Below are 16294 nucleotides of genomic sequence, written 5' to 3'. Positions count from 1 at the left end.
TATTCCTTATCCTCAGTTTTGAGACAACTCACTTTTGGCCCTATTTATCGAACTCTCAGTACTATAGAAACGGATCATTCTAATGACCATCCGACTATTTTTTCTGAAGAGTTTTAATTAAAAATCACATCAGCGTTTAAGCTTATGTCCCATTTAGTATGCTTCTTTTATAAGAAATAGGCAAGAAAAAAAAGAGGCTAATCCTTTGAATAAACAAGCGCTAATGGATGATATGGTTTTTCTGAAGAACAAATAGAAATTCATCAATGTATTCCTCTTTTTCTTCATCTGTGAATTCTTCAGTTGAAGGAAATTTTTCTCGGACTAATTGTTTTATCCCCTCAGGCGTCTGTTCAACTTTCAATAAATCGAATATGTAAATCGATACCTCGTTATCCAAAACAAAACTGTCGTCTTCGATGTTTAAGTACACTTCGTTTCCCATTTTTTCGTATATAACCTGTTCATTGATCTTCATTGTACTCCCCCTATTCCGTTCAAACAGCTTCGATACATTTGAAACTTCAGTGTTTCCTTTATCAACACACATTCTGAATCATCAACACCTTGCAGATCATTCGTTGCATAGTAATGATGTGCTCTACAGCCACCCCCACACAAGTATCTAAAAGAACAACGCTGACACTTGTTTAGATGCTTGACCGTTTGTGTGTTGATTCGTTTACGGTTCTCTCTGCCAAAAATATCTTTAAGAGACTGTTGCCGAATATTGCCTAGTTTATAATCATCCGTTTCCAAAAGCTTACAGGCAAACACATCTCCTACTGGATTGATCGCAAATTCCCCTACTCCAAGACCACAAGACTCTCTCACTGAAAAAGGTTTTAACAATGGAGATCGTTGTTCATTTTTTTCTTTTAATTCGATGATTTTTCTCTCTTCTTGTGTTAAAGAAATCTCTGCCATCTTTGCTCTACCTAACTCACTAAAGCCTCCTAATTTGTAATTGATATGGTTGGTTTTAAAGAACTGGATCGTCTCATCTACCTGGTCAAAATTATTGTTCGTGATAGTTGCATTTACTGAAATATTCTTATACTTCAAATCTAGAAGATGTTGAATAGCTCTCATAGCTAGTTTGTAGCAACCATTCCCTCTATTTTTATCATTTGCTACTGGATCAATGGAGTCCAAACTGATTGTGAGAGAATCACACCTTTCAGCTAAAAATTCAGCATCCTTTTTATTTCTCAATAATGTCCCATTGGTGATCAATCCGACTGTTAAGTCAAGTTGTTTGGCATAATCGATTAGGGTCAATGTATCTCTGCTTAAACCAATTTCTCCACCAGTAAAAACGATTTTTTCTACCCCTTCATCTTTCAATTGATTCAGGATAGTTAACCATTCTTTCAAATTCAAACGATCCTCGTAGTCTTTCTCAGGACTAGCTTCAGCGTAACAATAAACACATTTTAAATTACATTTATGGGTGATTACCAAATAAGCCGTTTTAGGGATCGTAAGTGTATCACGTTGGATTTCCAAAGGAGTATCTATAAGGATTTGAAAAATCTTCAATTTATTTTTTGTGCTTGTAGATAACCTGCTGAAGTTTTCTTTCTTGATATGTTCTAACTCTTCTTCATCAACCATGATCCATGTACTTCGTAAAACATTATGTAAAATAAATTGCTTATCAAATGGATAAGCATACAGATTTTCTTTTATTTTCAATGAACTATCCTCCTATTTATTTTCAATATATGAACCGATTACTAATAACTTCTTATCTAATTACGCTAAAGCATTATGATAAACATTTTTCCTACGAGAAAATAAGCGGAGAAATCTCGAAAATAGGAAAAACTATTTTCGGATTCTTCCGCTTATTTCTTGGAGCTAAACACACCGTTATAATCTCCTATTTTATGGCTGTAGTTTTTTACGATCCTTGACCAGTAAATAGGCCACATGAACATGGTGCAAGATAAGCACCCACTATTTTTTTCAATTCAGGTTTTTTAAACATGACCGTTCCTCCTTAATAATAAAATCATTCAACTAACTGACAAAATGATAAAAAAGATAAATCCACTCTCTATGTAAATATTTTTTATAGCAGATCTCCCCTCTCTACCTGCTAGGAAAAAATTTATTTTTCCTACGCGAAGTATAATACGGCCTGTAAATAGCTGTCAATATGCCCCAATTAACAGATAGATTAAACCTAAGAATAACATAATAAAAGCGATGGAATAAACGTTATCTCACTGTCATCAACTTTTAATATGGATTAGATTTTTTTACTAAGTTAATCTATTTTTACCTTCATTCATTTTATGCCTTCTTAATTATTTCAGTTATTTTCCTAAACAAGAAAATAGCAAAGAACAGGTTTTTATTTTTATAGAAATAAATACCTATCCTTCAAAATATGAATTAAATCACTTTTTTATAAACGCTAATTGATGCTCTATAAGAAACCGCCCTTCAATCATCCATCAGAAAAGCACTTTTTATACAGAAATAAATACTACATAAATTAACCATTAGATTCACTTTGCTTTTCTAATACTATCGCCAACGTAGGAGAGTCTTTCTTATACAAGCTTCCTTTTACATCACCAAAAACATCCACAACACTAAACCCAGCTTCACACACTTCTTTCATCAATGTTTCTTGAGTGAAATAGGTTGTCCATAGATAATAATCGATCAATTTATTTTCGGTTAAAATAGAAGTTTGTTCTAAAGTAACATTGTTGTTGTACTTGAGGTAGTTATTTAAAGCAATATGTGGTTCCGCTGTCCAAAAACCACCTTTCGGGTTACTCTCCCATGTTTGTTTTTCTTCAAAATCCATGAATTTTGTTAGTGAAAACACATCAAATAATACTTTCCCCTTGGGTTTTAAATGATGAAAAATTTTATCGAGGAGGATTTTTCTATTTTCTTCTGATAAGGCACCATAATCACAATAAATCATAGTGATCAAATCAAATTTTTTCTGAAGATCCATCACTAGATAATTTTCATAACGATAATCGATTTCTAGCTGTTTCTTCTTAGCCGAATCTTGTCCATAGTTAATGGAACGCTTTGAAAAATCAAGCCCTGTCACTTTATATCCTGATTGAGTAAATTTCTCACTATAGATTCCCGGACCACAGCCAAGATCTAGTAAGGTGGGATATTTTGATGATGGGAAAAGCGTACTGATCCATTGAGCTGATTGATCAATGAAATCAGCTTTTCTACTCGCACCTTCAAACTCTGGGTCAAGATGTGCGTTTAACATTTGTTTGGAAATGTGTGGGTCATCCCAAAAAGCACCTTCTGTTTGCTTATAAATTGTCGGTGTTTCTAAAAGTGTTGTAATCATTTGTTTCATCTCCTATTCTTTTTTTAAAATCAAGCAAAAGAAAAAGCCGTAGATTTTACTCTACGGCCTTCCATAAAGAGAAGTTACGTAAAGAGTAAAATAAAACCAAAAATAGGTATACTAAATAAAGCCATCAAACAGCTAATTTTTTTACCTATTGAATTGATTTTATTCACTCTTTTCCAGTCCTACCCATGTTATTGATTGACAAACATCTGATAGGCCGGATACTTCACCTTTTTCCTCAATTTTATAAACTTGATTGTAACCCGAACCGATTATTTTTGTCAACGATGCAAATATACTATTTTACTTCAATTGAACGTATAGATGAAATGAGGTAAAACGCTCCTACTAAAGTAAGGACCCAACGTAAAAATAAGTATATAATACAAGAGGACTAATAATAACAAATATTTATTTTAATATGTAATAGGACCTGTCTCTTATACACATCTAGATGTGTATAAGAGACAGACTATGTATAGTTCTTTATATAACACGTAGAATTTATTCCATAATTAAAATAACGATAGATATTTATAGAAAACAAAGAGATTTTCACCTCAAATATTAGAAGGTTTTCATTTGAATAAAAGTATTTTCAAAATGGTCTTTATTTTTTTTTACAAAGAATTTATACTGGGGGAGAAATTACTTTTTAATAACAAAAATAAAGTTTTGCTTATTATTACATAGCATTGTTTACACATCATATATTACATTAGAATTGATATTAAATTAATAGAAAGGAATAAAAACATGAAAAAAATCATTCTTTTTATCAGTAGTTGTTTGTTCTTAAGTTGTTTGTTGGCATTCGGTAGTTTTTTTCTTTTTCCAGTTAAGGATGTTACATCAAAAGCTATAATGGATCAACCTGCTGAAACAAAGATGGAGTATGTACCAACAAAAAAGGAACTATTAAAATCTATGGATGAACAACTTCTCTTTTTAGGTATTTACCAAGTGACTGAGATCAACTTCAACAAGGATCCTTATATCATCTTAACAAAAGATGAAAAAAATGAGTTATCCTTTGAAATTGACATTTTAGATATCAAAGAACAACGCTTTTCAATCCCTGGACTTAAATTTTCACCACAAAATCTACATATCGCTGATACTTTTGGTATCGCAAGAAAAGATAATCAATATTTTGCTTATAAAAGTAATAGCTATTCAGAATTTACGCCTAATCCAACAAGTTAATCCAAATATTTAGTCGACCTCCGTATACCTCCGCAGGGTATGTGGAGGTCTTCTTATTTACCAGTCTTTTTCTTTATTTAACTAGTGTATTTTTCGATTCTTTATGATTCTTTCATTCCAAAGCGGAGTGACTCTTTTTTCTACTGAAAAACACTCCTTCTTCATTGTTATTTAAAATAACGGCGCATACAAGTTTAATTCTTTATTTTATGAAACTTCGTTGTAGATGCTCAAAGAGAATAACAGTTATCCACAGTGGACAACTTATACTTCCCGCTCCTCACTTTTCCACAAAAAAAAGTTTTGATGCCTTTTGCTTTGTACTAAGTACGCATCAGTGCATCAAAACTATTTAGCCTTTAATCATTGTGACCAACGTACACAAAATAGATATTCCCACAACAAGACCGCTACATTTCGTTTGATCGATGTATATAAGTATGGTGATCACGCTGGCAATTAAACCGATATAGAAATTTTTTCGATTCCTCATAAACATCCCTCTTTAAGCAACATTATCCCTTAAATAATCGATTTTTTTCTTATATTTTATTTACAATTTTCTTAAATACAACGATCTAATGAAAATACGCCTCGATTTTTCGACTTGGAATCAGCCATGCTACTAAAATAAAAAGATTAACGATCAATACTGCTATAGGTGCCAGCCAAAACCCTAATAGAATCCCTAACACATTTAAACCCATGGATAAATACGATTTTTTGTAGTTACCTAATAACGTTTTGATAAAATTTTTATTGTCCTTATCTGTTTCTACCAAGGTTCTCATCAATAAATAATAGGCTACGTTTGCACCTAATGTGACGAACCCATAAGTGACTTCAGGGGCCAAACTATTAACATACTCACTGATCCACGAAGTAGCGAATGGAAAAAGTGATAACGCAAAAAGAAAAAAGCTATTCGCCCATAGCGTACGCCCATTGATTTTGTGTATGGCCTGAAATAAATGATGGTGATTGTTCCAATAAATCCCTAAAGTAAAGAAGCTGACAATATAAATCACTATTCGAAATCCTAACGCAGTTAATGCTTGAAACGTATCTGATTGCGGCACGTGCAACTCTAACACAAGAATCGTCATAATAATAGCAATTACCGCATCAGTAAAAGCTTCTAATCGGTTTTTTGGCATACTCATTTCATCCCCTTTCCTCATTTTAATAGGATCAAGAGAATTAAAGCAACTGATTCACACCAAAGTTGCAAAGATAAATCAGCCTACAGATGGATGTTTTATCATAGTATCCTTGATATAGTTTCTTCATAGGGAACAGGAAGAAAAAATGTAAAGTTGTAATGAACATTCAACTAGAAAGAGGCGATTGTTATGCGTCAAAGAAACACATTTGTTACGATAGGTTTATTGATTGTAGGATTGATCGTAGCCAGTTTCATCCTTAGCCTTTTTGTAGGGATTATCTCTAGCCTATTATGGTTAGGTATCAAACTATTAATCCCAGCAGCTATTGCTATCTGGTTAGTCCGTTGGATCACTCATGCATCACAACGTAGAAAGTACTACTAAAATGGGGAAATAAATAAAAAAAGAGAGATGAAATTTACGATTTTCACCCCTCTTTTTTATTTTCCACAAATTTTAAAAAAAGATATATAGTTGTTATATCATTTTCCTGTTTATTTAGAAATCCGCAAACGGATAAATGATATATCTTTTTCACCCTAATGCTACGTCTAAAATCATCATGATGATAAATCCAAGCATGACGCCAAAAACTGCAAAGTGACGTTTACTTGATAATGTCTGTTGTGCTTCAGGAATCAATTCTTCCACCACGACATAAATCATTGCACCAGCAGCAAAGGCTAAAGCATATGGTAACAAAACAGATACTTTAGTCACTAAAACAGCACCGATAACTCCTGCTATTGGTTCTACGATACCAGAGGCTTGACCATAGACAAATGCTTTTGTACGGCTTAGTCCTTCTTGGCGTAATGGGATCGATACTGCAGCCCCTTCTGGGAAATTTTGGATCCCAATCCCTAATGCTACCGACACCGCAGCTAAGACAGCCGCAGTAGGGTTATCTGAAGCTGAAGCTGCACCGAAAGCAACTCCGACAGCTAACCCTTCTGGAATATTATGCAGTGTAATCGAAAAGACAAGTAAGATCGTTCGTTTTAAATGAGTTGGTAGTCCTTCTTTTTCATGTTGTGGTCCAAAATGCATATGCGGTAATGTTTTATCTGCAATATAGAGAAACAAACCACCTAAACCAAAACCAATACTAACGACTAGCCAAGCAATATCACCATTTTCTTCAGCTTTAGTGATTGCTGGATCTAATAAGGACCAAAAACTTGCCGCAATCATCACACCTGAAGCAAACCCTAACATCAGATTTAAAACTTCTTTCTTAATTTCTTTAAAGAAAAATACTAACCCTGCTCCAAGTGCCGTCATAAAATAAGTAAAGGCGGTCCCAGCTAGTGCTTGTTGCCATGGTTCTAGCCCTAACAGCCATTCAATCATACAAATCCCCTTTCAATCATTTATTTACTACTCTAGCATATTGCAAAAAATGTGACTACTATTTTTATGAAAAGCGATTTAGTTGGGCTTTTATCCAGTAAGCTTTATACTTTAACTAAATTCAACATCATCTTTTTTTAGAGGAGTGTGCGACTATGTCAACGATTAATGCTGGTATTGCCATGGTGAAAGTACTTGAAAGTTGGGAGATCGATCATATTTATGGTATTCCCGGCGGATCATTCAATTCCATTATGGATGCGTTATATCATGAAAGAGAGAACATTCACTACATTCAAGTTCGTCATGAAGAAGTCGGTGCATTAGCTGCGGCAGCTGATGCGAAGTTAACTGGTAAAGTTGGTGCAGTATTCGGTTCAGCTGGACCTGGCGCGACTCATTTGATCAATGGCCTTTACGATGCTCAAATGGATCATGTACCTGTAGTTGCTCTTTTAGGGCAAGTCCCTTCCACTTCCATGAATTACAATGCCTTTCAAGAATTAAATGAAAATCCAATTTTTGCAGATGTCAGCGTATATAATCGAACCGTCATGACCCCAGAAAGTTTGCCACATGTCGTTGATGAAGCAATCAAAGCTGCATATGCCTACAAAGGGGTAGCCATCGTGACGATTCCTGTTGATTTTGGCTTTGAAGAAATTGATATTCAAGAATTTTCAACTGCTAAAAACTATAAAACAGGAGTTGTCTTGCCTGAGAAAAAGGATATTTTAACGGCTTTGCCTCTTATCGAACAAGCGAAGAAACCAGTATTGTTTATTGGCCAAGGAATACGCCATGGTTTTGCACAAATTGAACACTTTACGAAACACTTTTCGATGCCAGTCGTGGCTTCTGTGTTAGCAAAAGGAATTATTCCTGATACTTACGAAAATTTCCTTGGCTTTGCCGGACGTGTGGCTACTAAACCAGCAAACGAAGCTTTAGCACAAGCGGATTTGATTTTATTCGTAGGGAGTGATTTTCCTTTTGGACGGGCTTTCTTCAATCCAGAAGCCGCATTTATTCAAGTCGATATTGATGCTTCAAAATTTGGTCGCCGACACCCAACAGATGTGTCGATTTTAGGGGATGCCGCAGTGACATTGCAACAACTGGTAGAATTAGGCTCTTCACGTAAGGCAGATGCTTGGTATTCCGCAAATCAGGAAAATGTTCGCAAGTGGCATAAGTGGCTACATTCCTTTGCAGACCGTAAAGACCAACCACTACGTCCAGAAGCAGTCTATAAAGAAATCAATCGTGTTGCAAAAGAAGATGCAATCTTTGTTACTGATGTTGGAAATACAACCATTCATTCGATTCGCCTACTTGAGATGAACGGTCAGCAACAGCATACGACCTCTGGTTGGTTTGCTACTATGGGGAATGGCGTTCCTGGTGGAATTGCTGCACAATTAAGTTTTCCAGAAAGGCAAGTATTTACTTTGAGTGGTGATGGTGGCTTTGCCATGGTCATGCAAGATATCTTGACCCAAGTTGCTTATCAATTACCAATTATCAACGTTGTTTTCTCCAACAATTCTTTTGGATTTATTGAAGCCGAACAAGAAGATACCGAACAAAAGAAATTTGGCGTTTTTATTGAAGAAGCCGATTTTGGAAAAGCGTGCGAGGCTTTAGGTGCCGATGGTTTCACAATTACTAGATACGAACAGTTACGCCCAGCATTTGATGCTGCTGTCACTGCAAAGCGTCCTGTTGTCATTGATGTAAAAATTGAAAACAAACGTCCTTTACCGGTTGAGGATCTTCATCTAGATCCAATGTATTATTCAGCTGAAGAAATTGCACATTTTAAAGAAAAGTATGAAGTTCATGATCTACCTGTCTTAAATGAATTATACGAAAAGGAACGAGCAAAATAGATTCTTTCTTTTATTGATCATAGAAACCTAAAAAAAGCCGTTGGATTCGAGTAACTTGCTCGAACCAGCGGCTTTTTAACTATGGTGTTTTTTCATTTTCTAGAAGCGTACTATTTTAATTTGTTGATTATCTAAACGCGTAAACGATATGGGTGATTCCAAAAAGCATGAAGTAGAAACCAACCAAAAAGCTTAGTGTCAATGCTGAAGATAATGGATTGAATAATAGAATAATACCAAGTAAGATTCCTAAAATATTGACAATGATCGTAAACCAGTAGTAGCCTTCGCTTAGTCCTTTTGCAAGATCAGCAGTAAATAATGCTAAGACTGAATCCATAATAAACCAGATTGCGAATACATAAGGTAAAGCAACTACCCCAGCGCCAATGTTGAATAGAAAGAAGATTCCGATCAAAATATCAATAATCCCTATCAATAATGGCATTTTTCCTTTGTAACCAGTCAATTCCTTCACACGATTACGGACGAACAATTCAAAAATCCCTTTTAGAAAAGCAAAAACTGCAAATACAATAACGATAGCCACAAGATTACCAACTGGATCTTGGAATGATAATAGAGATACAATTACAAAGAGTATTCCTAAAATCAATGAGCCCCAGTCCACTTTTCTTCTTTTTCCCATTTTTTATCCTTCCTTTCATTTGATTTGTATTTATCTTACGCCCCTCGTTAAATAACGTCAAAAAATTTGCTGTTTTGAAAATGCTTTTATTTTAAAAAAAAATTAAAAAATTTTTTCCTTCTTGTGTTTCACGTGAAACATAAAGAATTTCTGATTTCCTTGAAACTTTCAACATTCCCCTATATAATTCTAGAAGGCTTGTCAAAATATTATAAAGATAAAGTGAGGAAAAAAATTGATTACTGTAAATGATGTAAGTTTGCACTTTTCAGATCGCAAACTATTTGATGATGTTAATATAAAATTCACACCCGGCAATTGCTACGGCTTAATAGGTGCAAATGGTGCAGGTAAATCAACATTCCTTAAAGTATTATCTGGTGATTTACAACCATCGACTGGCACAGTTTCATTAGGTCCAGATGAACGTATGGCTGTTTTGAAACAAAATCATTATGATTACGAAGAATATACAGTGTTAGAAACTGTTATTATGGGGCATAAACGTTTATACGAAGTAATGAAAGAAAAAGATGCCATTTATATGAAAGAAGAATTCACAGACGAAGACGGTATTCGTGCGGCTGAACTAGAAGGCGAATTTGCTGAATTAAACGGTTGGGAAGCGGAACCTGAAGCAGCTGTTTTACTTCAAGGCTTGAATATCCCTGAAGAATTACATCATCAGTTGATGAGCGAGTTAACTGGTGGTCAAAAAGTTAAAGTCTTACTAGCGCAAACATTATTTGGTAAACCTGATGTATTGCTTCTTGATGAACCCACAAACGGTTTAGACATTCAATCAATCAATTGGTTGGAAGAATTTTTGATCAACTTTGAAAATACAGTCATCGTCGTTTCCCATGACCGTCATTTCTTAAACAAAGTATGTACACATATGGCCGATTTAGATTTTGGTAAAATCAAGCTATATGTTGGAAACTATGATTTTTGGTTAGAATCCAGTCAACTAGCAACAAAATTACAAGCAAACGCAAATGCAAAAAAAGAAGAACAAATCAAAGAATTACAAGAATTTATTGCTCGTTTCAGTGCGAATGCTTCTAAATCAAAACAAGCAACTTCTCGTAAAAAAATGTTAGAAAAAATTACGCTAGATGATATTCAACCTTCTTCTAGACGTTATCCTTTCGTTGGCTTCAAACCAGAACGAGAAATCGGGAATGACTTGCTACAAGTCGAAAATGTAAGTGTAACGATCGATGGTAAGAAGATTTTAGATGATATATCATTTACTTTGAACAAAGAAGATAAAGTTGCTTTTGTAGCTGAAAATGATATTACAACGACCACTTTGTTTAAAGTTATCATGGGCGAACTTACTCCAGATACTGGTACTGTCCGTTGGGGTGTGACTACAAGCCATTCTTATCTACCAAAAGATACGACAAAAGAATTCGATACAGATTTAACGATTCTTGATTGGTTGCGCCAATATGCAAGTAAAGAAGAAGATGACAATACATTTTTACGAAGCTTCTTAGGACGTATGTTATTTTCAGGTGAAGAAGTTCTAAAACCTGTCAATGTTCTTTCTGGTGGAGAAAAAGTTCGCTGTATGCTTTCTAAATTGATGCTTTCTAAGGCAAATGTTTTAGTCTTAGATGATCCGACAAACCATTTAGACTTGGAGTCAATTACTGCTTTAAACGATGGCTTAATGGCTTTCACCGGTTCGATTTTATTTGCTTCTCATGACCATCAATTTATCCAAACATTAGCAAACCGAATTATCGCTGTGTCCGATAAAGGCGTCATCGATCGTGCAGATACCACTTATGATGAATTCTTGGAAAATAAAGATATTCAAAAACAATTAGAACAACTGTGGGCATAGAATACAGTCATAACAAGTGACTACAACTTCTAGATAAATTTATATAAACCTACAGATTCTAGAGCAACTCTGCGCCTGATCGCTTAAAGCCCAAGAATCCGAAAATATGAAAAACTATTTTCGGATTCTTGGGCTTATTTATTATAATTAAATACAGATTACATCTCTTTTATAAAGGTTGAATTTAGCTGTCATCAACTTGAATTATTCATTGATTTATAAGACGTACCTCTATCTAGTTAAACTACCCATAAATGCTGAGTAGTTTACTTGACTGTCCTAACGAGTAGTTCCCATTGAAAATATCGCAATACATCCATAACCAGTATGACTTGCGACTGTTGGGCCTAATGGATAGAGTTTTACTTCTTTCATCTTGATATTTTCTTCCAATAATTTTTTGGCTTTTTCTGCACTTTCCAAATCACCAGCATAGGCGATATAGACCGTTTGTTCTAATGGAGCAACAATGGTTCTGATTGTTTCATCGACAACTTTTTGAATCGATTTATTCCTACCACGTACCTTATCTACATTGATTAAATGACCGCCAGGATCCACTGTGATGATGGGTTTCACACTTAAAATACTTCCTATTGTTGCACTGGCTTTTGAAATACGACCACCACGTTCTAAATATTTCAAATCATCGACAGTTACCCAAGAATGAACTTTTAAATAGTTGTTTTCTAACCATTGGATTGTTTCTTCAAGGGAATAACCTTCTTTTTTCCGTCTAGCTGCTGCTAATACTAAAATTCCTTCACCAATACTGGCAGCTTTCGTATCAAATACATAGATTTGAGGATCTTCATAGGATTCTTTGAGTAACTCTATCGCCTGTAAAGCACTATTGTAAGAACCGCTTAATCCGCTGGAAAATGCTACATACAATACTGGTATTTGTTTTTCGACATATCCCCGGAAAAACTCGAGATAACGACCTACATTGATTTGTGAGGTCGTTGGCATTGCGCCATCCCGTAATTGATTAATAAAACTCTCATAATTAAACGTTTTACCAAGATCATCCACTAGTACTTGCTCACCTAACTGGATCTCCATGGATAAAAAATCAACATTTGCTTCTGCTAAAACTTGGTATGGCAAGTCACAGCATGAATCTGTTACTATTTGGTACACTTGTTCCAACTCCTTCATTGTACACTTTACCCTCATTATCTATTATAGCAAACTACGCCTAATTAAAATATATTCAGCCCTTCAACTAGTTATAAAAATTCACATTTATAAGTATCTGTATTTATTGGCTGATGGCCCAAAGCTTGCAGTGATAGAAGATTTCATCACAGTCAAACTAAATAGTCGTATATTGTTCATTTCGTAGTTTGTAAGGAATATTGAGATGCTACAAGAAAAAGAAAATCCTATTTTGGCGGAGCACTATGTCAATTGAAATCCTTGTATGAACTGCTATTCAGAAAATCACTTAGGTTACATTGCATAAAAAAAAATGGTGCAATTTTTTATGGGTACTACTTTACTGAAACGGATGTTATAAATCAATAACTATCGATTTAAACTGAAAACCACTTAACTCTATAAACAAAAAGTGCTGGTTACTTATCATGAGAAAATCTAGGATAACTTTTTTCTGCTGTTCCTGAAATACCTTAAAAAGACCTTCTTCGAATATGAAAAAGGAATTCGACTGGCTTCTTTAAAAAGCTTTTTTATTAAGACGAGCGTGGGATAAAAGTATTATTTACTCTTCGCTCTAAATACGTATAAACGGCGGAATCAGAAGCAACTCCTTCGATAATAGGCTGAGATTCACAAAAATTTGAAAAGCAATTTTCGTGAATCCCTTCTTATTTCTCGAAGTTAACCACTTCTGTTCCAGCCTCTTATCTGCGCTACTTTATGTTTTTACTATGTATACTATTATCAACAGTCTGTTTTTTCTCATCTTATAAAAATCAATACACATACCAATTATCAGATCATCACTATATGATCTAGCTGAAATCTATTGAGCTTCCATCTTGATTAATCATGCGATCAAAGTTAGTTTCTAGACTTCATAGGTTCTTCAAAAGATATTCAGGCAATTACTAATAAAGAAAATGGCGTTCGATGATTCGATTCAATATCCCAATTCAATGATTCAATATAAAATTTTTTATACTCCGTTTCAATTAAATCAATAATCTCTTTTTCTGACATTTGGAGTTTTAGGTCTTTCATATAAGAACAGTAGCAATCAAGCAATTGCAATTTAGCATCTAAAGCTACTATTTCAGTAAAAGCTAACATAGTATTTTGATGGTGACAATTCGTATATGATAATAAATTTTTTATCAAATTCTCTCCATACTGAACTAATAACTTAAACTCATTATTAACCTCTAATAAACTTTGATAGTAAAAAATATATCTTTCAAAAGTCAACTTATCCATTTATCAATCTATACCCTCCATATTTTCACTTTCATCAACCATATTTTTCATAATTAAGAAATAGCCTCTTTCCATATATATGCACCTGTATTTTTTCTATTCCTTTCAATACATCCCCTCTCAGCATTAGCATTCATTATAGCGAGTGGCAAAATGAGCATCTATTAAAATGATCTATGACTCATTCTTAGCCACTTCAGTACCTTTTCCATCATCATGACTGATTTAATGATGGGACTTTGTTCATAATTAAGTATAGTACTAATTAATACTATATCAGATGACCACTCGTATAATTTCTAATTTTTTATTCTTTTCTAAATTATAGATTTTTATTAGTTACTAGCTCAAAGATATTAAAATAACATATATATTTTTAAAAAACTAAATTTAATAACCAAATTAATATTAAAAAATAAATATAAATTTATTTTGATTTTGCCATTTTAATCTTATTCCTTTATAATTGTTCTTATAATGAAAAAAATTTAATTCAGTCGATAAGTTGATTTTTTAAAGGGGGAGATTACGATGTTAAACAATCTAGCGATCAATTTACACCGTGATAAGATGTTCTCACGACAAGTTAAGATACTCGAGATTTTAAATGCATCACAAAGAAATCTTAGCGTACAGGAACTTGCAAAATCACTTGGCGTTTCTTCGCCTACTCTTACAAAAGAATTAGCTTTATTAAAAATAACATTACCAAGTGATTTATTTGAAATCCAAATCAAAGCAAACTTAATTTCAATAACTTATGCGCCAAACGTGTCTATCAATTCAGCAATTCAGCACTTAGCAATGTCTACTTTAGAATTTCGAATCATGTGGAGTATTATTGAGAACAAAAAATATTCCATTCAACGCGCATGTTTGGAATTCCATTGTTCTCGAAGTCATCTCTTCCGTACGATCAAACATATGAATATTTCTCTTAAAACATATTCCGTATCAATTTCAACAAACACAATTGAACTAACTGGACGTGAAGTGGATATACGTTTTAGCCTTTTTGTTTTCTTCTCTGCTTTTGGAGACAGTCTGATTTTAGATTCAGATAGTAGCCAAGATGCTAGTCTCTTATTAGAATGGGCTGCAAGTCTAGAGACTTCAAAACTTCATTATAGCCACTTCAGGTTGACCTTATGGTTAAGTATCGTCAAGAAAAGATGGCGTTACTCATACTTTGTTGATTTACCAGAGATACTTGAAACACAAATCATAGCAAAAAACAGATACCTTTCTTTCTCAAAGGTGCTACACGATTTATATTTCTTTAAACATCGGATCGTACATCTGCCAGAAAAAGAAATTTTATGGGCCTTTATTGTCTCACTTCATTGCGTTTCTTATGAAAATAATAGTTCTTACTTTGGAAACGATAAAGAAAAGTTTTCTACTCTTCGAAGAGATGAAAACCCTACAATTGTAGAAGAAGCACAGAGCTTTATACGAAATTTTTATCCCCCTTCTACTTTTACAGATTCCTCCGTAGAAAAGTTAGTCAGCTATTTAATCAATGTTCGGCTATTATCTATGATCACTCCTTGCTTTGAATTAGTTGATCCTCAAATCAAGACATTCGTAGAGACTACATTTAAGTCAGACTATCTTTTATGGAATGAGCGCTTAGAAAATTTTAATTCGAAAAGTAGGCATTTTTCATTTATGCATATTGATCATTTATCAGTCACGTTAACTTTATTAAGTCACACTGTACAAGCCAATCATTTGAAAAAAAAGCTAAAAATTGCTTGTGTTTTCCAAGGTGGAGCTGGCTTAGATGCTTTTTTAGTATCTTCAACAGAACTATTTCGAGGAACAAATGTCGAAATACTTTATTATTTTGAATTTCCCCCTACTCAGAAATATATTATTAATAATAATATTGATTTAGTAGTAAGTAATTATGATATAAATGTAAAAGATGATCCAAATTTTTCATTAATCCGTTTATCTAATATCCCCACTCTTTCTGACTGGACTGTCCTTAAAGAAACGATTGATAGGCTTAGACAAACGGATTATTCGACTAAATACACTCAAGATAAAGAGATAATGAATCAGTAAGAGCCCCCTCATAAAAAGACCTGTGCTTCCTAGTTTAGACCAAAAAATCGATCTTCATAATGATCCTACAGTAATTAATATGGGTGGAAAATTTATGGATCAATTGCTTAATATTTTGAAAAAGTTACACTTAGCAATTTTAAAGTCTAATCATAAAAGAAGAACTAAAGGAAATGAGATCTCCATGAATATGAACGCTCTTATTTTGAACAGGTAAAAGTTATCTTTTCATATGTAAAATTTTTTGACAAATCAGTCGTATGTTGAATCATTTATGTGTCAAAACGATGAAGACAAAAAATAGCTAAAACGCCTTTAAACCAG

General features: G+C 33.8%; 14 protein-coding genes. 5 read left to right on the top strand and 9 right to left on the bottom strand.

Features of this window, described 5'->3' with window-relative positions:
- Window positions 1–220 precede the first annotated feature (220 nt).
- From A5844_RS04695 to A5844_RS04685, 3 genes are all read right to left on the bottom strand, one after another.
- On the bottom strand, window positions 221–478 hold the full coding sequence (locus tag A5844_RS04695; protein WP_086284135.1) for a hypothetical protein: 258 nt from the start codon (window positions 476–478) through the stop codon (window positions 221–223).
- Complete coding sequence (locus tag A5844_RS04690; protein ID WP_256924524.1) at window positions 475–1698, bottom strand: radical SAM/SPASM domain-containing protein; 1224 nt, start codon at window positions 1696–1698, stop codon at window positions 475–477. Before A5844_RS04690 ends, A5844_RS04695 begins: the two co-directional genes overlap by 4 nt.
- Window positions 1699–2506: 808 nt before the next feature.
- On the bottom strand, window positions 2507–3346 hold the full coding sequence (locus A5844_RS04685; protein ID WP_209437441.1) for a class I SAM-dependent methyltransferase: 840 nt from the start codon (window positions 3344–3346) through the stop codon (window positions 2507–2509).
- Window positions 3347–4108: 762 nt separating this feature from the next.
- On the opposite strand from A5844_RS04685, the gene A5844_RS04680 reads away from it, so the two are divergent.
- Entirely contained in the window at window positions 4109–4558 is a 450-nt protein-coding gene (locus A5844_RS04680) for a hypothetical protein (RefSeq protein ID WP_086284133.1), read from the top strand.
- 352 nt (window positions 4559–4910) lie between these two features.
- Here A5844_RS04680 and A5844_RS14180 read toward each other — a convergent pair whose 3' ends face one another.
- A complete protein-coding gene (locus A5844_RS14180) occupies window positions 4911–5051 on the bottom strand; it encodes a hypothetical protein (protein WP_164498426.1) in 141 nt (46 codons plus the stop codon).
- Window positions 5052–5136: 85 nt separating this feature from the next.
- Entirely contained in the window at window positions 5137–5715 is a 579-nt protein-coding gene (locus A5844_RS04675; protein WP_086284132.1) for a TMEM175 family protein, read from the bottom strand.
- A gap of 195 nt (window positions 5716–5910) precedes the next feature.
- On the opposite strand from A5844_RS04675, the gene A5844_RS04670 reads away from it, so the two are divergent.
- Entirely contained in the window at window positions 5911–6108 is a 198-nt protein-coding gene (locus A5844_RS04670; protein WP_086284131.1) for a hypothetical protein, read from the top strand.
- Window positions 6109–6258: 150 nt separating this feature from the next.
- Here the strand turns inward: A5844_RS04670 and A5844_RS04665 are convergent, their stop codons facing one another.
- On the bottom strand, window positions 6259–7077 hold the full coding sequence (locus tag A5844_RS04665; RefSeq protein ID WP_086284130.1) for a ZIP family metal transporter: 819 nt from the start codon (window positions 7075–7077) through the stop codon (window positions 6259–6261).
- A gap of 155 nt (window positions 7078–7232) precedes the next feature.
- On the opposite strand from A5844_RS04665, the gene spxB reads away from it, so the two are divergent.
- A complete protein-coding gene (gene spxB, locus A5844_RS04660) occupies window positions 7233–8969 on the top strand; it encodes a pyruvate oxidase (protein WP_086284129.1) in 1737 nt (578 codons plus the stop codon).
- A gap of 127 nt (window positions 8970–9096) precedes the next feature.
- On the opposite strand, the gene A5844_RS04655 is transcribed toward spxB, so the two are convergent.
- Entirely contained in the window at window positions 9097–9618 is a 522-nt protein-coding gene (locus A5844_RS04655; RefSeq protein WP_086284128.1) for an HdeD family acid-resistance protein, read from the bottom strand.
- A 235-nt stretch (window positions 9619–9853) separates the two neighbouring features.
- Between A5844_RS04655 and A5844_RS04650 the strand changes: the two genes are divergently transcribed.
- Complete coding sequence (locus A5844_RS04650) at window positions 9854–11476, top strand: ABC-F family ATP-binding cassette domain-containing protein (RefSeq protein WP_086284127.1); 1623 nt, start codon at window positions 9854–9856, stop codon at window positions 11474–11476.
- Window positions 11477–11755: 279 nt separating this feature from the next.
- Here the strand turns inward: A5844_RS04650 and A5844_RS04645 are convergent, their stop codons facing one another.
- Window positions 11756–12619, bottom strand: a complete 864-nt coding sequence (locus tag A5844_RS04645) for a DegV family protein (protein WP_086284126.1) — start codon at window positions 12617–12619, stop codon at window positions 11756–11758.
- Window positions 12620–13540: 921 nt separating this feature from the next.
- Complete coding sequence (locus A5844_RS04640; protein WP_086284125.1) at window positions 13541–13897, bottom strand: DUF7006 family protein; 357 nt, start codon at window positions 13895–13897, stop codon at window positions 13541–13543.
- A gap of 531 nt (window positions 13898–14428) precedes the next feature.
- On the opposite strand from A5844_RS04640, the gene A5844_RS04635 reads away from it, so the two are divergent.
- Complete coding sequence (locus tag A5844_RS04635) at window positions 14429–15970, top strand: helix-turn-helix domain containing protein (protein WP_086284124.1); 1542 nt, start codon at window positions 14429–14431, stop codon at window positions 15968–15970.
- Window positions 15971–16294: the final 324 nt, after the last annotated feature.

Origin of the sequence: Candidatus Enterococcus wittei (assembly GCF_002140175.1) — a bacterium.
Lineage (GTDB): Bacteria > Bacillota > Bacilli > Lactobacillales > Enterococcaceae > Enterococcus_B > Enterococcus_B wittei.
This window is presented reverse-complemented; position numbering and strand designations above follow the sequence as displayed.